Here is a 17,669-nt window from a genome sequence, read left to right as displayed (position 1 = left end):
CGTAACCCCGGCCGCTGGGTGACCGGAGCGGCCACCTGGGGGGAGGTGGCCTGGTCGTGCCGGCCGCCGGCCGTGCGCCGCGCGGGCCGTTCACCCGCGCGGGCCGTTCACCCGCGGCGGTGCGCCACCTCGTGCCGGTCCGGCTCCGACGGCCGGGTGCGTCCCGGCGTCGCGGGTCGCGGGCGGACCTGCCGGGTCCCGGCCCACGACCCATGGCCGGGCACCGACGAGGCGACGCCCACGGCCGCCGTCAGCGCGCCCGCCAGGCGCGCGTCGGACGACGGCGGTCCCACCGCGCGGAGCATCGTGCCCTCACCCTCCAGCTGCAGCGCGCCCGGCAGGTCGAGCCGGGCGCCCAGCAGCAGCAGGGTGTCCAGACGGCGTCCGCCGTCCGCGAGCAGGGGGTCCAGCGCCGGCGCCGGCTCCAGCACGACCGTCTCCGCCAGGAGCGGCTGCTCCGCCAGCCGTGCCCGCACGGTGCTGCGCACCCGGCCCGCCCGCTCCCCGGGCCGGCCGAGCACGAGGGTCTCGCGCAGCACCACCCGGGCGCCCGGCGCCAGGTCCACGTGCGTGAGCCGCAGGACGTCGGCACCGTCGGCGACGAGGAACGGCAGGCTCGGCCACAGCAGGACCGCGTCGGCGCCGAGGCGCACGTCGACCAGCCACGTGGCCCGGCCGCCGGCCATGTCGTGCGCCGCCGCGCCCGTGAGCTCGACGAGCTCGAGGGACCTGCCGGGCGCGACGTCGACCTCGATGCGGACGTCGTCCCGGGCGTCGAGCGGCCCGGTGGGGCCGAGGAGCGCCACGCGCACCCGGCCGTGCTCGTCGGCGAGCCGGCGCGCGCGGGCGACGTCGCCACCCACCTCGACGTCGCCGTCGGCCGTGACGACGACCCGGGTGCGCGTCACCGCGGGCTCCGCGGGCGGGCGTGCGCGCGTGTCAGGGCCTGCAGGACGTCCACCCCCGGGTGCCGGTGCCGACGCCTCCGCGGGCGTCGGGCTCGCGCCATCGTCACCGAGGTCCGCGGTGGCCCGCCATCGCAGGGAGAGCGCCGGTGCGCAGGCCGCACGCCCCCGCGCGGTCGCCGGGGCGCCCGCGACGGGGGACGCGGTCAGCCCACCCGCGCCGGGGGGCGTCCGCCGGACGCCGCGCGGCGGGCTCGGGTCACCACCTCGCAGAGGTCGCCCGTGTGCGCGTCGGTGCCGACGGAACGCACCAGGGTGCCCGGGCGGTCGAGCTGCAGGACGTCGCGCCCGGGCACGTCGCAGGGGCCGGGCAGGTCGTCGCCGTCCAGCCGGGCGCCCAGCACCGTCACCGTGTCGAGGCACCGGTTGCCGCCCAGCACCGCCGGGTCGGCCCACGCGGCCGGGTCCACCACCAGCGTCTCGACCAGCAACGGCCGGTCCGCCAGGTGCGCCCGCGTCGTGGTCGTCAGGTGCCCGCCGGCCTCGTGGGTGCGGCCCAGCACGAACGTCTCGCGGAGCACCGCGCACGCCCCCTCGGCCAGGTCGAGCGTCGCCGTCCGGTGCACCCGGGCGCCCGTCGCGACGACGAACGGCAGGGCGTCCCACACCAGCCGGCCCCCGGCGCCGACCCGCACGTCCACCGCCCACGCCGCCGACCCGCCCTGCATGTCGTAGGCGACGGTGCCGGTGACCTCGACGACCTCGAGGGCCACGTCCGCCCCCACGTCGACCGTGATCCGCACGTCGTCACCGGCCAGCAGCAGCGCCTCGGTCGCGACCAGGGCGACGCGGACCGTGCCGTCCTCGTCGGGCAGCCGCCGGCAGGCGAGCAGCCCGCCCGCGGTGTCGACGCGCACCCGACCGTCGACCGTGCGCGCGGCGGCGACCCGGGTGCCGCCCGTGCGGCCGCCGGCGCCCCGCGCACCCGTGCCCACGCCGCTCAGCGGACCGGCTGCTCGTCGCCGAGCGGGTGCGCGTGCCCGTGGTCGTGGTCGTGCTCGTGCTCGTGGCTGTGGACGGTGACGTGGCCGTCCTCGTCCGCGTGGCTGTGCGGGGCCATCGGGCCGGGGTCGACGGGGGTGTGCCGGCCCTCGCGGACGGCCGCCGTCATGTGGCGCACCCAGTCGGTGAGCGCCCCCACGGAGGCCGCGTCGTGGCGGGACAGCCCGATCACGGGCCCGCCGTCGCGCGCCGCCGACGCGTCGCGCAGCATCCGCTCGACGTCGACCTCGACGTACGGGGCGAGGTCCGTCTTGTTGACCACCAGCAGGTCGGCGCGTGCGATGCCGGGGCCGCCCTTGCGGGCGACGTCGCCGCCGCCGGCCACGTCGAGCACGAAGATCTGCGCGTCGACCAGCGCGGGGGAGAACGTCGCGGTGAGGTTGTCGCCGCCGGACTCGACCAGGACGAGGTCGAGCGGGCCGTGGTCGTGCTCGAGGTCCTCGACCGCGATGAGGTTGGGGGTGACGTCGTCGCGGATCGCGGTGTGCGGGCAGGCCCCGGTCTCGACGGCGCGGATCCGGTCGATCTCCAGCACGCCCGCCGCGCGCAGGATCTGCGCGTCCTCGTCGGTGTAGATGTCGTTGGTCACCACGCCCATCTCGATCTCGTCGGCGAGCTCGCGGCACAGCAGCGCGATGAGCGACGTCTTGCCGGTGCCGACGGGCCCCGCGACGCCCAGCCGGAACGCGCGGGCCGGGGTGGTGGGGGTGACGGGCTCAGCCATGGAACAGCCTCCGGGTGGTGCGGGCGTGGGCCTGCGCCCACGCGTCGGTCATCGGTGCCCCGGCCGACGGGATGTCGTCCGGGTCGGTCAGGTGGGCGACGCCCTGGGCCATGGCCGCGACGTCGGGGTGCAGGTCGAGCACCCACCGGGTCGTCGTCGCGGGGTCCAGCGGGGCGAGCTTGAGCGCGGCCGACGCGATGGTCTGCACGTCGTCGTACCCGACGAGCAGCGCCACCTGCAGCGCGTCGAGGCCGGTCACGGCGCCGATCGCGCCGGCGACGAGCGGGCGCGGGGGAGCCGCGCGCGGTGCGAACGCGCCGGCCAGGGCGTCCGGCCACAGCGCGAGCGCGAGCCGCAGGTACCCGCGGCCGAGCCGCCGGGCGGCGTCCCGCACCGCCGGGCTGGGCGTGCGCGCGGCCCACGCGTCCTCGACCGGACCCAGGTCACCACGGTCGAGCCACACGTGCCGCGCGACGACCGCGGCCCCCGCCTCGGTCGCGGTCACGGTCAGCAGGCGGGTCCGCGCCAGCGCCGGGACGCGGGTGAGGTCCTCGGGGCCGGAGCCTCCCCGGGGCGTCGTCAGGAGGCCGGCCTGGACGGCGGGTTCGAGGCCCGCCGAGTGGGCGTGGGCGCCCGTCGGCAGGCGGGCGTCCGCGAGCATCGCGAGCACCAGGAGCGCCGCCGGGCCCGTGGCCGGATCGACGTCCCGCGCGGGGCGTGCGGGTGCGTGCGGGGGTGTGCTCACGTCGGGGTCGCTCAGAACATCGAGTAGAGCTGGGCGAGGGGCAGGACGTCGGCGGGCGCCGGCTCGACGACGTCGCCGTCGATGCGGATGGTGAACGTCTCCGGGTCGACCTCGATGCGGGGCAGCGCGTCGTTGTTGACCATCTGCGCCTTGCCGACGTCGCGCGTCGGGCGGATCGCCTCGAGACGGCGGCGCAGGCCCAGACGGCCCGCCAGCCCGTCGTCGAGCGCGGCCGGCGCGACGAACGACACCGACACGTCCGCCCCCGTCGCGTCCGCGAAGGACGGGCGCATGAGCACCGGCTGCGGCGTCGGGATGGACGCGTTGGGGTCGCCCAGGGCGGCCCACGCGATCGACCCGCCCTTGACGACGACGTCGGGCCGGACACCGAAGAACCGCGGGTCCCACAGCACGAGGTCCGCCAGCTTGCCGACCTCGACGGACCCGACCACGTGGTCGATGCCGTGCGCGACGGCCGGGTTGATCGTGTACTTCGCGACGTAGCGGCGGGCGCGCTCGTTGTCCGCGGGCAGCGCGGCGGACAGCGGGCCGCGCCGGTGCTTCATGACGTGCGCGACCTGCCACGTGCGGGTGATGACCTCGCCGATGCGGCCCATCGCCTGCGCGTCCGACGACGTGATCGACAGCGCGCCCATGTCGTGCAGGACGTCCTCGGCGGCGATCGTCGTGGCGCGGATGCGGGACTCGGCGAACGCGAGGTCCTCGGGCACCGACGGGTTGAGGTGGTGGCAGACCATCAGCATGTCGAGGTGCTCGGCCACGGTGTTGACGGTGTGGGGGAGCGTCGGGTTGGTCGACCCGGGGATGACGTGCGGCAGGGACGCGACCGTGAGGATGTCCGGCGCGTGCCCGCCGCCGGCGCCCTCCGCGTGGAACGCGTGGATCGACCGGCCCGCGATCGCGCCGATCGTCGACTCGACGAACCCCGCCTCGTTGAGCGAGTCCGAGTGCAGCGCGACCTGCAGGCCCCAGTCGTCGGCGGCGCGCAGCGCGGCGTCGATCGCGGCGGGCGTCGAGCCCCAGTCCTCGTGCACCTTGTACCCGCCGGCGCCCGCCAGGGCCTGCTCGGCCAGGCCGTCCGCGCTGACGGTGTTGCCCTTGCCCAGCAGCAGCAGGTTGACCGGCACGGTGTCGAGCGCGCGGTGCAGTGCCCGCAGGTGCCACGCGCCGGGGGTGACGGTGGTGGCCTTCGACCCCTCCGACGGCCCGGTGCCGCCACCCGCGAGCGTCGTCAGACCCGTCGCCAGGGCCTCGTGCACCTGCGACGGGGACAGGAAGTGCACGTGCACGTCGATGCCCCCGGCGGTGAGGATGCGTCCCTCACCGCTGATGACGTCGGTGGACGGGCCGATGCGCAGGTCCGGGTGCACACCGTCGGCGACGTCCGGGTTGCCCGCCCGGCCCAGCGCCACGATGCGCCCGTCGCGGATGCCGACGTCGGCCTTGACCACGCCCCACCAGTCCAGGACGAGCGCGTTGGTGATCACCGTGTCCGGCGCGCCCTCGGCGCGGGTCGTCGAGCCCTGCGCCATGGACTCGCGGATCGACTTGCCGCCGCCGAACACGGCCTCCTCGCCGCCGACCGTCAGGTCGTCCTCGACCTCGATCCACAGGTCGGTGTCGCCCAGGCGCACCTGGTCACCGGTCGTCGGGCCGTACAGCGCCGCGTAGCGGGCGCGCGAGATGGCGACCATCTACAGCGCACCCCCGTCGGTCTTGCCGCGCTGCAGGCCGGGCACGCGCCGCGCCCCGCGGATCGCCACGGCGTCGACGCTCCGCGACGCGCCCGGCTCGAACCGCTGCGACGTCCCCGACGGGACGTCCAGCCGGAAGCCGTGGGCGGCGGCACGGTCGAACGCGAGCGCCGCGTTGGCGTCCGGCAGGTGCAGGTGCGACCCGATCTGCACGGGACGGTCGCCGGTGTTCTCGACGACGAGCGTGAGCCGCTCGGCGGGGGTGCGGTCGCCGTTGAGCACGACCGTGCCCTCGCGCGTGCGGACGGCGCCGGGGCCGTCGGCGGACGTGCCTGACATGGGTCCTCCGTCGTGTGGTGCGGGCAGGTGAGGGTCAGGCGATGGGGTCGTGCAGCGTGACGAGCTTGCGACCGTCGGGGAACGTCGCCTCGACCTGGACGTCGCGCAGCATCTCCGGGACCCCGGGCATCACCTGGTCGCGGCTCAGCACCGACCGGCCGTCCGCCATCAGCTGCGGGACGCCGACGCCGTCGCGCGCCCGCTCGATCACCCACGTGCTCAGCAGCGCGACCGCCTCGGGGTGGTTCAGCAGGACGCCACGCGCCAGCCGGTCGCGCGCGACCATGCCGGCGACGGCCAGCAGCAGCTTCTCGGAGTCGGCGGGGGTGAGCCTCATGGCGAGCACCCTAGGGCGGTGCACCGGCCTGTATGCGCCCCGGTATACGCATGAAACGCGATGTTTACAGGACCGGTCGCCGAGGGTGCGTCCTCGGCGCCGGCGGGCTCGGGCGCGGGACCGCGCTCCCCGGTCCTGGCCGCGTCGACCCGACCGACGGGCAGCCTCCTCGACCGGCCGACGAACGGTTGACCGCGCCCTCAGCAGCGCGAAACCAACTGTTTACGCCCCGGGCCCGATCCGAGAAACACGGCCTCTCTAGCGTCCTCGGCCATGGGCACCGGCCTGTATACGCCGCGGGACACAGCGCGGTGGCGCGCGGCGGGTCGGCGCCCGGGCCCGGCATCGTCCGTCAGCTCGTCCTGATCGAAAGGCACCCCGTTGACCACTCACCCCCTCCCCCCGCGGACGGCCCGGAAGCGCGCGCTCGCCGTCTCGGCGGCCGCGCTCGCGGCCGCCCTGACCCTCTCGGCCTGCGGCGGCGCCCGCACCGCCGAGGGTGCGACCGGCACGGCGTCGGCCTCCGGTGGCGCGTCGTGCGTCGACACGTCCGGCGACACCGTGAAGATCGGGTTCCTCAACTCGCTGTCCGGCACCATGGCCATCTCCGAGCAGACGGTCCGCGACTCCCTCGACCTCGCCGCGGAGGAGATCAACGAGGCCGGCGGCGTGCTCGGCAAGCAGCTCGAGATCGTCGCCGAGGACGGCGCCTCCGAGCCCACCGTCTTCGCCGAGAAGGCCGAGAAGCTCATCTCGTCCGACTGCGTCGCCGCGGTCTTCGGCGGCTGGACGTCGTCGTCGCGCAAGGCGATGCTGCCGGTCTTCGAGTCGAAGAACTCGCTGCTGTTCTACCCGGTCCAGTACGAGGGCCTCGAGGCGTCGCCGAACATCTTCTACACCGGCGCGACGACGAACCAGCAGATCATCCCCGGCATGGACTACCTGGCCGAGCAGGGCAAGAAGAAGGTCTTCCTCGTCGGGTCGGACTACGTCTTCCCCCGCACGGCGAACAAGATCATCAACGCCTACGCCGAGGCCAACGGCATCGAGATCGTCGGCGAGGAGTACGCGCCGCTCGGGCACACCGACTTCGCGACGATCGTCAACAAGCTGAAGGCCTCCGGCGCGGACGCGGTGTTCAACACCCTCAACGGTGACTCCAACGTCGCGTTCTTCAAGGAGTACAAGAACGTCGGCCTGACCGCGGACGCCGTCCCGGTCGTCTCGGTGTCGATCGCCGAGGAGGAGGTCGGCGGCATCGGCGTCGACAACATCGTCGGACAGCTCACCGCCTGGAACTACTACCAGACGGTCGAGTCGCCCACGAACGAGACCTTCGTCGCCGCGTTCAAGGAGAAGTACGGCGAGGACCGTCCGACGTCCGACCCGATGGAGGCCGCGTACACGTCGCTGTACCTGTGGAAGGGCATGGTCGAGAAGGCCGAGTCCTTCGAGGTCGCGGACATCCAGGAGGCGGCCGACGGTGTCACCTTCGACGCCCCCGAGGGCACCGTCACCGTGAACGGCGACAACCACCACATCGCCAAGACGGCGTACATCGGCAAGATCGACGCCGACGGCCTGATCTACCCCGTGTGGGAGTCCGACGGCCCGATCGAGCCGGACCCGTTCCTCGAGGGCTACGACTGGGCCGAGGGCCTGTCCTGACCCTCGTCCTGCACGCCAGGACGCATCCCTGACGCGGGTGGCCCGGTCCGGGCCCACGGCCGACCGGGCCACCCGCGGGGGACGTCGAACCACCCCACGGAAGGCGGCGCCGCATGGACGCCCTGTTCTCCCAGCTCTTCGCGGGCCTGAGCCTCGGCTCGGTGCTGCTGCTCGCGGCGCTCGGCCTGGCCCTGACGTTCGGTCAGATGGGCGTCATCAACATGGCGCACGGCGAGTTCATGATGGCCGGCGCGTACACGGCGTTCGTCCTGCAGGCGTTCATCCCCGACGCGGGGGTGTCGCTGCTGGTGGCCCTGCCCGTCGGCTTCGTCGTCGGCGGCCTGCTCGGCCTGCTGCTGGAGGTCACGCTGATCTCCCGGATGTACCGCCGACCACTGGACACGCTCCTGGTCACGTTCGGTGTCGCGCTGGTGCTGCAGCAGCTCGCGCGTGACGTCTTCGGCGCCCCGAACGTCGACGTGCGTGCCCCGGCGTGGCTGTCCGGCGCGGTGCCGTTCCTCGGCATGAACCTGCCGAAGACCCGGCTGTTCATCCTGGCGCTGGCGATCGCCTGCGTCATCGCCCTCTCGCTGGTGCTCAAGATGACGTCGCTCGGCCGGCGGATCCGCGCGACGGTCCAGAACCGCGACCTGGCCGAGACGTCCGGCGTCTCGACGCGCGCCACCGACCGGCTCACCTTCTTCGTCGGCTCCGGGGTCGCCGGGGTCGCGGGCGTCGCGCTGACCCTGCTCGGGTCGATCGGCCCGACGCTGGGCACCAACTACATCGTCGACGCGTTCCTCGTGGTCGTCGTCGGCGGCATCGGGCAGCTCAAGGGGGCCGTCATCGCGGCGTTCTCCCTGGGCATCCTGCAGGCGACCTTCGAGTACTCCACGACCGCGAGCCTGGCCAAGGTGCTGCTGTTCGTCGTCATCGTCGCGTTCCTGCAGGTCCGGCCGCAGGGCCTGGTCTCGGTCCGGACGAGGAGCCTGGCGTGAGCGCCCCGCGGTCGACGACCTCCCCGGCCGGCCTGTGGCGCCGGCCCGCCCTGCGCGTGTGGATCGGCGTCGCCGTCGCCGCGGTCGTCCTGTTCGGCCTGGCCCCCGCGGTCCTGTCGGACTTCCGCCTCAACCTGCTCGCCAAGTTCCTGTGCCTGGCGATGGTCGCGGTCGGCATCGGCCTGGCGTGGGGGCGCGGCGGCATGCTCGTGCTCGGTCAGGGCGTGTTCTTCGGCATCGGCGGCTACCTCATGGCGATGCACATGAAGCTGTCGGACGCCGGCCCGGGCGGGGTCCCGGACTTCATGCTCCTGTACGGCGACGGGGTCGTGCCCGGCTGGTGGGAGCCGTTCCGCAGCCCGCTGGTCACCGTCCTGGCGATCCTGCTGCTGCCGGCCGCGGTCGCCACGCTGCTCGGTCTGGCGGTCTTCCGCCGGCGGGTGCGCGGCGCGTACTTCGCGATCCTGTCCCAGGCGCTCGCGGCGGCGTTCGCGATCCTGCTGGTCGGCCAGCAGAAGGTCACCGGTGGGACCAACGGGCTCAACGGCTTCCGGTCGTTCTTCGGCTACGACCTGGCCGACCCGATCAACAAGCGGATGCTGTACTTCATCGCCGCGGGCGTGCTCATCGCCATGGTCGTCGTCGTGCGGCTGCTCATGGTGTCCCGCTACGGCGAGCTGCTGGTCGCGGTGCGCGACCAGGAGAACCGGGTCCGGTTCCTCGGCTACGACCCCGCGAACGTCAAGGTCGTCGCCTACGCGATCGCCGCGTGCTTCGCCGGCATCGGCGGGGCGCTGTTCGCGCCGGTCGTGGGCATCATCTCGCCGGCCGACGTGGGCGTGATCCCGTCCATCGGGTTCCTCGTCGGCGTCGCGATCGGCGGCCGCGCGACGCTGCTGGGCCCGGTGCTCGGCGCGGTCGCGGTGTCCTGGGCCGAGACCGGGCTGTCCGAGCAGTTCCCGTCCTTCTGGACCTACTTCCAGGGGGCGCTGTTCATCCTCGTCGTCGCGTTCCTGCCGCAGGGCTTCGCGTCCCTGGGCGGGCTGTGGCGCCGGCGCCGGGCCGTCGGTGACGCGGCGCCCGGCGAGCCGCCGACGCACCCCGGACCGACCGACGCCGCGCCGGACCGCACGACCGGGGACGACGGCGCCGACGCGACACCGGCCGACGCCGCGCCCACCGCAGGGAGGAACGCATGAGCCCGCACCCCGAGAGCGTCGAGCCGGTCGTGCCCGACGACGCCGGTGGCCTGGACCCCGAGGCGCTCGAGCAGGTCCTCGCGGCGCCGGGCGAGCGGTTCCGGCACGACTACCTGGAGATCCGTGACCTGCGCGTGGTGTTCGACGGGTTCGTGGCCGTCGACGGCGTGGACCTCACGGTCACCCGCGGCGACCTGCGGTTCCTCATCGGCCCCAACGGCGCCGGCAAGACGACGATCGTCGACGCGATCACCGGGCTCGCACCCGCCACGGGGTCCGTGCAGTTCGGCCGCGTCGACCTGCTGGGCAAGCCGTCGCACCGGATCGTGCGCGCCGGTGTGGGGCGCACCTTCCAGACCGCGAGCGTCTTCGACGAGCTCACGGTGCTGCAGAACCTCGACATCGCCGCGGGCGCGGGCCGCAAGCCCCTGACGATGCTGCGCCGCCGGCGCGGCATCCCGCCGGAGGTCGAGGCCGCGCTGGAGACGGTCGGCCTGACGAAGGTCCGCGACCTGCCCGCCGGGGTGCTCGCGCACGGGCAGAAGCAGTGGCTCGAGATCGGGATGCTCCTGGTCCAGGACGCCCGCCTGCTGCTGCTCGACGAGCCGGTGGCCGGCATGAGCCAGGCCGAGCGCGAGGAGACCGGGCTGCTGCTGCAGCGCATCGGCGAGCAGCGCACGGTCGTCGTCGTCGAGCACGACATGGAGTTCCTGCGGGCCTTCGCCGCCTCGGTCACCGTGCTGCACCAGGGCAAGGTCCTGTCCGAGGGCACGGTCGCGCAGGTGCAGGCCGACCCCCGCGTGGTCGAGGTCTACCTGGGGTCGGGCACGCACGGCCGGGGGCGGGGGACGGCCGCCGCGGCGGCCGCACCCGCCGCGAGCACGGAGGTGGAGTGATGCTGGAGCTGCGCGGGCTGCACGTGGGGTACGGCCGCACGGCGGTCGTCCACGGCGTCGACATCGAGGTCCCGGACGGCGCCGTCGTGGCCGTGATGGGGCACAACGGCGCGGGCAAGACGACGCTCCTGCGGGCGGCGGTCGGGCTGCTGCCCGCCCGCTCCGGCACGGTCCTGCTGGGCGGCGAGGACGTGACGCGGACGCGACCGCACCAGCGGGTGCGCGCCGGCCTGGCGTACGTGCCCCAGGGGCAGCAGTCGTTCGGGCAGCTCACGGCGCGCGAGAACCTGCAGCTGGTCGCCGACGTCGCCGGTGCGCAGGGGGCCCGGCGGCTCGACGAGGCGCTCGACCTCTTCCCGGCGCTGCGCGGGCTGCTCACGCGGCGCGCCGGTCTGCTGTCCGGTGGCCAGCGGCAGCAGCTCGCGATCGCCCGGGGGCTCATCACCGGTCCGCGGCTCATCGTGCTCGACGAGCCGACCGAGGGGATCCAGCCGTCGGTCGTCGCCGAGATCGAGGACGCGATCGTGCAGCTCGCCTCGGGCGGTCTGTCGGTGCTGCTCGTCGAGCAGCACGTCGGGTTCGCCCTCGCCGCTTCGTCGCACTACTACGTGCTGGAGTCGGGGCGGGTCACCGCGCACGGTGCCGGCGGCGTGGCGCAGGAGGGCGACGTGCGTGCCGCGATGGCGCTCTGAGCGCGCCGGTCCCGGCCCGGGTCGACCGGGCGGGGCGACGGTCGTGCGGGGCCGCCGCCGACCACGAGCCAGGGGGTGGGAGTCATGAGCACGTCCACGGGTCCGGTCGCGCCGGGTGCCGCCGCGGTGGTCCCTGCCGGCGGCTCGCTGCGCGAGCACGTCTACCAGCGGCTGCGCGACGAGATCCTCAACGGCAGGGTCTCCCCGCGGGACCGGCTCACCGAGCCCAAGCTGTCCCGGGCGTTCGAGGTGTCCCGGACCCCGGTGCGGGAGGCGCTGTCACGGCTGCTGTCCGACGGGCTCGTCGAGCGCACCGACTTCGGGTACGCGGTGGTCGTGCCCTCGCTCGCGTCGCTGCGCGACCTGTACGAGCTGCGGATCACCCTGGAGCTGCGCGGCATCGCCCGGGCCATCGAGAACCCGCAGGTGCGCCACGACCGGGCGCTGCTGGGCGCCGAGCTCGGACGCTGGCAGGAGCTGCGCGACGTGGTCCCCGACCCGGACCCCAGCTTCGTGGTGCTCGACGAGGGCTTCCACCGGGCGCTGTCGCAGGCGTCCGGCAACGCCCAGCTCACCGATGCGCTCGTGACCGTGAACCAGAAGATCCGCGCGGTGCGCATGCACGACTTCGTCGAGGACGAGCGCATCACCGCGACCATCGACGAGCACCTGGAGATCCTCGAGCTCGTGCTCGCCGAGCGCCTCGGCGAGGGGCTGACGGCACTGCACCAGCACGTGGGGGAGTCGTTGGAGGTCGTCATGGAGCGCGCCTCGCACGCGATGGCGCGGATGGCCATCACGGGCTGAGGCGGGTGCGTCAGGCGAGGACCACCGGACAGTCGTCCTCCCAGATCCGCGCCGCGGTGTCGCGGGCCGGGGGGAGGTCGGGGAACGCCTGCGACCACGTGTCCTGGATGTCGGCGCGGCGCTCGGCGCCGATCAGGTAGAACCCGAAGTTCACCACGTCGTAGCCCTTGACGTTCTCGCAGATCGCGCGCGCACCGTCCCGCACGACGGTCACGTCGAGCGGCACCTCGTCGGGCCACCTGACGGTCACCGTCATCGTGTTGGCGAACCCGTCGAGGTGCGCGCCGACGTGCGTCTCGTCGGCGTCCGGCAGCACCTCGGCCACGGCTTCCCGGACGACCTGGGTGATCGCGACGCCGTTCTCGTCGACCGGTGGCCCGAAAGCCTGGTCGCGCATGGCGCTGCAACCGCCGAGCACGACGGTCAGCGTGAGGGCTGCGGCGAGTGCGGCCACGGGGTGTCGTGCCATGGGTGTGCGGGTCCTCCGGGTCGGGTGGTGGGATCGCCCAACGTAGACGGGGGCCGCGCGCAGGTGCGCCGGCGACACCCTGCGCGCACGGGTGAAGCGGGCCCCCGGCTCCGCGCCCCGCGTCGGGTCCCGCAGCCCTCGCCCACGTGCGTAACCCCCCGTTCACACCTGTGCGCCTCCGGGGAAACAGGGGCTTCCTACGGTCCGGATACCGGCACGTATACACCGGCACGTCGACACACGGCCCGTGTGCACGCGGCCGCCGACCCGAAGGACGCCGTGTTCGACACCCTGCTCGTGGCCGACCGCGGCGAGATCGCCGTGCGCGTCCTGCGCACGGCGGCCCGGCTGGGCCTGCGCACGGTGGCGGTGCACACCGACGTCGACGCCGCCGCGCCGCACGTGCGCCACGCCGACGTCGCCGTACCCCTCGGCCCCGCCGACGCCTACCGGCACGCCGACGCGATCATCACGGCGGCGAGGGCCGCCGGTGCCGGGGCGGTCCACCCCGGGTACGGGTTCCTGTCCGAGGACGCGGGCTTCGCCGCGGCGGTCGAGGCGGCCGGACTGGTGCTCGTCGGCCCGGCACCCGAGCACCTGGCGGTCTTCGGCGACAAGCACCGCGCGCGTCGGGCGGCGCGCGCGGCCGGGGTCCCGCTGCTCCCCGGCAGCGGTCTGCTGAGCGACGTCGACGAGGCGCTGGCCGCGGCGGAGCGGCTCGGCTACCCGGTGATGGTCAAGGCCGTCGGCGGGGGCGGCGGCGCCGGGATGCGGGCGTGCGCGACGCCGGCGGACGTGCGGACCGCCTGGGACGGTCTCGCCCGCCTGCCGGCGGCGCGCGGCGGCGTGCTCGTCGAGCGGCTGGTGCGCCGGGCACGGCACGTCGAGGTGCAGGTGTTCGGCGACGGCGCCGGCCGCGTCGTGAGCCTGGGGGACCGCGACTGCTCGCTGCAGCGCCGGCACCAGAAGGTGGTCGAGGAGGCCCCGGCGCCGGCGCTCGCCGACGACCTGCGCGAGCGGCTCGCCACGTGGGCGCGCGCCCTGACCGCGTCGGTCGGGTACCGGTCGGCCGGCACCGTCGAGTACGTCGTCGACGTCGAGCGGGGCCGGGCGGCCTTCCTCGAGGTGAACGCGCGGCTCCAGGTGGAGCACACCGTCACCGAGGAGGTCACGGGTGTCGACCTCGTCGGCTGGATGCTGCGCCTGGCCCGGGGCGACGCGGACCTGCGGGCCGAGCTCGCGGCGCTGCCCGACACCGGCCCGCCGCTGCGCGGGCACGCCGTGCAGGCGCGGGTCTACGCCGAGGACCCGCGCCGCGGGCACCGGCCCGGCGCCGGGCGGCTCACCGCCGTGACGTTCCCGGCGGGGGTGCGGGTCGACACCTGGGCGGAGGCCGGGCAGGAGGTCACGACGCACTACGACCCGCTGCTCGCCAAGGTCGTCGTGCACGGCGCCGACCGGGTGGCCGCGCTCGACGCCGCCGGTGCCGCGCTCGCGGGCACCGCCGTGCACGGGGTGGCCACGAACCTGCCGCAGCTGCGGGCGGCCCTCCGGCACGACGACGTCCGCGCCGCCCGGCACACCACCGGGACCCTGGCCGAGGTCGTCGACGACGAGCCGTGGGTCGAGGTCGAACGACCCGGCCTGCTGACGACCGTGCAGGACTGGCCGGGCCGCGTGGGGCACTGGGACGTCGGGGTGCCGCCGTCCGGGCCGGTGGACGACCTGTCGTTCCGGCTGGGCAACGCCGCGGTCGGCAACCCGGAGGGTGCCGTGGGCCTGGAGTGCACGCTGCAGGGGCCGCGGCTGCGGTTCAGCCACAGGGCCGTCGTGTGCGTCACCGGCGCGCCCGCACCCGTGAGCGTGGACGGCGCGGCCGTGCCGCAGTGGGAGCCGGTCGCGGTGCCGGCCGGCGGTGTGCTCGACGTCGGGACGCCGCCCGGCCCGGGCCTGCGGACGTACGTGCTGGTGCGCGGGGGTCTCGACGCCCCGCGGTACCTGGGCTCGGCGGCGACGTTCGTGCCCGGGGGGTTCGGCGGGACGACGGGGCGTGCGCTGGTCACCGGGGACGTGCTGACGCCCGCGGACGGTCCCGCGGGGCCGACGGCCGCCGTGCCGCCGGACCTGCGGCCACGGTTCACGCACGCCTGGGAGCTGGCCGTCCAGGAGGGCCCGCAGCCCGCGCCGACGTACCTGACGCGCGCGGACGTCCGCACGCTGCACGACGCGACCTGGCGCGTGCAGGCGCACGCCGACCGGGCGGGGGTCCGGCTGACCGGCCCGCGGCTGCGCTGGGCACGGCCCGACGGCGGCGGGGCCGGTCTGCACCCCTCGAACCTGCACGACAACCCGTACTCGGTGGGGGCGCTCAACCTCTCCGGCGACACCCCCGTGCTGCTGGGGCCGGACGGGCCCTCGCTCGGCGGGTTCGTGTGCCCGGTCACGGTCGTCTCGGGGCACCGCTGGCGGATCGGGCAGCTGCGCCCCGGGGACACCGTGCGCCTGGTCCCCGTGACGGCCGCGGCACCCGCCGCGCTGCGCGCCCCCGCGGCGCGGGTGGCCGCGTCCGTGCCCGTGGACCTGCGCGCCGGGCAGGACGACGGCGACGACGGTGTGCTCGCGCGCGTGCCGCAGGACCCGACGGACCCCGTCGCGCGTCCCGGTCTGGTGTGCCTGCGCGGCGGGGACGACAACGTGCTCGTCGAGTACGGCCCGCCGGTCCTCGACCTGGGGCTGCGCCTGCGCGTGCACGCGCTGGGCCGGGCGCTGCGGGCGCGGGCGGTGCCCGGCGTCGTCGACGTCACCCCCGGGGTGCGGAGCCTGCACGTGCACGTCGACCCCGAGCGGCTGCCGCCGGCGCGCCTCGTCGACCTGCTCGTCGAGGTGGACGCGACCCTGCCCCCGACCACCGACATGGTGGTGCCCTCCCGGCGGGTGCACCTGCCGCTGTCGTTCGAGGACCCCGCCGTGGCGCAGGCCGTCGACCGCTACACCCTGGGGGTGCGGGCGCACGCGCCGTGGCTGCCGTCCAACATCGAGCTCGTGCGCCGCATGAACGGCCTGGCGGACGCGGACGACGTCCTGGCGACGATGCTCGCCGCCGAGTACCTCGTCCTGGGCTTGGGCGACGTGTACCTGGGCGCACCGCTGGCCGTGCCCCTCGACCCGCGGCACCGCCTGATGACGACCAAGTACAACCCCGCCCGCACGTGGACCGCCCCCGGCACCGTGGGGCTGGGCGGGCAGTACCTGTGCGTGTACGGCATGGACTCGCCCGGCGGGTACCAGCTGGTGGGGCGGACGCTGCCGGTCTGGGCGACGCACGGCCCGGGACGCGGCCCGGAGCCCGGCGTGCCGTGGCTGCTGCGGTTCTTCGACCGGGTCGTCTGGGAGCCCGTCGACGCCGCCGAGCTGGCCGCGCAGCGGGCCGCGTTCGCGGCCGGGCGCCTGGACGTGCGCGTCGAGCAGGGCACCTTCGCGTACCGCGACCACCTGCGGATGCTCGACGAGCACGCCGTGCAGATCGCCGAGGTCGAGGCGCGGCGGGCCACCGCCTTCGCCGCCGAGCGCGCCGGGTGGGCGGCCGCTGGGGAGCTCGACGCGGACCGCGCGCCGGTGCCCGCGACGGTCGCGGACCCGTCCCCTGCCTCGCCGTCCGACCTGCCCGACGGCCACCTGCTCGTCGCGGCGCCCATGGTCGGGTCCGTGTGGCGGGTGGCGGCGGCACCGGGGCAGGACGTGCGCGAGGGTGACCCGCTCGTGGCCCTCGAGGCGATGAAGCTCGAGCTCGTGGTGCCGGCACCGGCCGCCGGCCGGGTGGTGCGGGTGCTCGTGGAGCCCGGTCAGCAGGTGGCGCCGGGCGCCCCGCTCGCCGTGCTGGCGGTGAGCCCGCGCCCCGACGGCACCGTCCGGACGTCCTGCCGGGACGGACCGGGCCCGACCGCGGGGGACCTCCAGCCGAACCCTGGCCTCCCCACGAGCCCGTGAGCCCGTCCCACCCGTGGAACCCGTCCCACCCGTGAACCCCGCACCCGAAGGAGCACGACGATGCACGTCCCCGACCAGTTCCTGACCGACGCGACCTCGGCCACCACCGCCGCCGTCGCCGGCACCGCCGTCGTGGCGGCGGCCCTGCGCGCGCGCCGCGACCGCGCGGGCGGCCCCCACCCGGCTCTCGTCGGCGCCACCACCGCCGCCGTGTTCGGCCTGCAGATGCTCAACTACCCGGTGGGCGCCGGCACGAGCGGGCACCTCATGGGCGGTGCGCTGGCCGCCGCGCTGCTGGGCCCCGCGTGGGGCCTGCTGGCGGTGACCGTCGTGCTGGTCGTGCAGGCCGTGGCCTTCGCCGACGGCGGTCTGACGGCGCTGGGGACCAACACGCTGCTCATGGCGGTCGTCGGGACGCTGGTGGGCTGGGCGGTCGCGCGCGGTGTCGTGGGCGTGGCCCGCCGGCGCGCCCACGACCCCGACGTGCGCGTGCTGGGACCGGTCGCGGCCGCTGCCGGCGGTGCGGCCGGCGTCGTCGCCGCGGCCGCGGCCTTCGTCGGGCTGTACGCGGTCGGCGGGACGGTCCCGGTGCCGCTGGGCGTGCTCGCGGGGCAGATGCTGGGCGTCCACCTGCTGATCGGGTTGGGGGAGGCCGTGCTGACCGGCGCGGTCGTCGCGGTCGTCGTCGCGGTCCGGCCGCAGGTCGCGGCGCTGACGGCGCGGGGCGGCCGGCCCGCGCGGACCGGTGCGCTGCTGCCCGCCGGGCTGCTGACCGGCGTGGCCGGGCTGGCGGCGGTGGCGCTGTCCGCGGTCGCCTCGGCGGCACCCGACGGGCTCGAGGCCACCGCTGCGCGCACCGGGTTCGCCGGTGCAGCACGCGACCACGCGCTGGCCGGGCTCCCGCTGGCGGACTACGGCGAGGCCGGCGGGCTCGCCGTCGGAGTCGCGGGGGCGATCGGGGTGGTGGTCTGCCTGGTCGTCGCAGTCGCGCTCGCGGGCGCCGTCGCGCGGCCGCGAGCGGTCGCCGTCGGTCGCTGACCCGGCGGTGGACCGGGCGCACGCCGCGCCCGGTCCACCCCCCCGGGGTCCGCGGGGGGTGGGGGCGAAGGGGCGGGGGGCCGGGGGG

At 75.6% G+C, this 17,669-nt stretch carries 16 protein-coding genes; 8 read left to right on the top strand and 8 right to left on the bottom strand.

What is annotated here, in order from left to right; all coding sequences use genetic code 11:
- Positions 1-107 precede the first annotated feature (107 nt).
- From J1G43_RS14860 to J1G43_RS14830, 7 genes are all read right to left on the bottom strand, one after another.
- Positions 108-908, bottom strand: coding sequence for an urease accessory protein UreD (locus J1G43_RS14860; protein ID WP_207340528.1), 801 nt, complete (start codon positions 906-908; stop codon positions 108-110).
- Positions 909-1,111: 203 nt separating this feature from the next.
- Complete coding sequence (locus tag J1G43_RS14855; protein ID WP_207378754.1) at positions 1,112-1,900, bottom strand: urease accessory protein UreD; 789 nt, start codon at positions 1,898-1,900, stop codon at positions 1,112-1,114.
- Between the two features lie 5 nt (positions 1,901-1,905).
- Positions 1,906-2,691, bottom strand: a complete 786-nt coding sequence (gene ureG / locus J1G43_RS14850) for an urease accessory protein UreG (protein ID WP_207378753.1) — start codon at positions 2,689-2,691, stop codon at positions 1,906-1,908.
- Entirely contained in the window at positions 2,684-3,436 is a 753-nt protein-coding gene (locus J1G43_RS14845) for an urease accessory protein UreF (RefSeq protein ID WP_249670768.1), read from the bottom strand. The genes ureG and J1G43_RS14845 overlap by 8 nt, the downstream gene beginning before the upstream one ends.
- Positions 3,437-3,447: 11 nt before the next feature.
- Complete coding sequence (locus J1G43_RS14840) at positions 3,448-5,151, bottom strand: urease subunit alpha (protein ID WP_207378752.1); 1,704 nt, start codon at positions 5,149-5,151, stop codon at positions 3,448-3,450.
- Positions 5,152-5,490 carry an urease subunit beta gene (gene ureB, locus J1G43_RS14835; RefSeq protein ID WP_207378751.1) on the bottom strand — a complete coding sequence of 113 codons (339 nt, stop codon included), beginning with the start codon at positions 5,488-5,490 and terminating at the stop codon, positions 5,152-5,154.
- 34 nt (positions 5,491-5,524) lie between these two features.
- On the bottom strand, positions 5,525-5,827 hold the full coding sequence (locus J1G43_RS14830) for an urease subunit gamma (protein WP_207340531.1): 303 nt from the start codon (positions 5,825-5,827) through the stop codon (positions 5,525-5,527).
- A 459-nt stretch (positions 5,828-6,286) separates the two neighbouring features.
- On the opposite strand from J1G43_RS14830, the gene urtA reads away from it, so the two are divergent.
- The 6 genes from urtA (at position 6,287) to J1G43_RS14800 (ending at position 12,087) form a co-directional block, all read left to right on the top strand.
- Positions 6,287-7,495, top strand: a complete 1,209-nt coding sequence (gene urtA, locus J1G43_RS14825; protein WP_372434892.1) for an urea ABC transporter substrate-binding protein — start codon at positions 6,287-6,289, stop codon at positions 7,493-7,495.
- 113 nt (positions 7,496-7,608) lie between these two features.
- On the top strand, positions 7,609-8,493 hold the full coding sequence (gene urtB, locus J1G43_RS14820; protein ID WP_207340533.1) for an urea ABC transporter permease subunit UrtB: 885 nt from the start codon (positions 7,609-7,611) through the stop codon (positions 8,491-8,493).
- Positions 8,490-9,692, top strand: a complete 1,203-nt coding sequence (gene urtC / locus J1G43_RS14815) for an urea ABC transporter permease subunit UrtC (protein ID WP_207378749.1) — start codon at positions 8,490-8,492, stop codon at positions 9,690-9,692. Before urtB ends, urtC begins: the two co-directional genes overlap by 4 nt.
- On the top strand, positions 9,689-10,588 hold the full coding sequence (gene urtD, locus J1G43_RS14810; protein WP_207378748.1) for an urea ABC transporter ATP-binding protein UrtD: 900 nt from the start codon (positions 9,689-9,691) through the stop codon (positions 10,586-10,588). Before urtC ends, urtD begins: the two co-directional genes overlap by 4 nt.
- Positions 10,588-11,280, top strand: a complete 693-nt coding sequence (locus tag J1G43_RS14805; RefSeq protein WP_207378747.1) for an ATP-binding cassette domain-containing protein — start codon at positions 10,588-10,590, stop codon at positions 11,278-11,280. The genes urtD and J1G43_RS14805 overlap by 1 nt, the downstream gene beginning before the upstream one ends.
- A gap of 84 nt (positions 11,281-11,364) precedes the next feature.
- Positions 11,365-12,087, top strand: coding sequence for a GntR family transcriptional regulator (locus tag J1G43_RS14800; RefSeq protein ID WP_207378746.1), 723 nt, complete (start codon positions 11,365-11,367; stop codon positions 12,085-12,087).
- A gap of 10 nt (positions 12,088-12,097) precedes the next feature.
- Here J1G43_RS14800 and J1G43_RS14795 read toward each other — a convergent pair whose 3' ends face one another.
- Complete coding sequence (locus J1G43_RS14795) at positions 12,098-12,556, bottom strand: hypothetical protein (protein WP_207340538.1); 459 nt, start codon at positions 12,554-12,556, stop codon at positions 12,098-12,100.
- Positions 12,557-12,835: 279 nt separating this feature from the next.
- Here J1G43_RS14795 and uca point away from each other — a divergent pair, with 279 nt between their 5' ends.
- Entirely contained in the window at positions 12,836-16,543 is a 3,708-nt protein-coding gene (uca, locus tag J1G43_RS14790; RefSeq protein ID WP_207378745.1) for an urea carboxylase, read from the top strand.
- A gap of 60 nt (positions 16,544-16,603) precedes the next feature.
- Complete coding sequence (locus J1G43_RS14785) at positions 16,604-17,581, top strand: energy-coupling factor ABC transporter permease (protein WP_207378744.1); 978 nt, start codon at positions 16,604-16,606, stop codon at positions 17,579-17,581.
- Positions 17,582-17,669 lie beyond the last annotated feature (88 nt).

It is taken from the genome of Cellulomonas sp. zg-ZUI22 (assembly GCF_017353535.1).
Classification (GTDB): Bacteria; Actinomycetota; Actinomycetes; order Actinomycetales; family Cellulomonadaceae; genus Cellulomonas; species Cellulomonas wangleii.
Note: the sequence above shows the minus strand (reverse complement) of the source record. Positions and strands in the feature narration are given on the sequence as shown.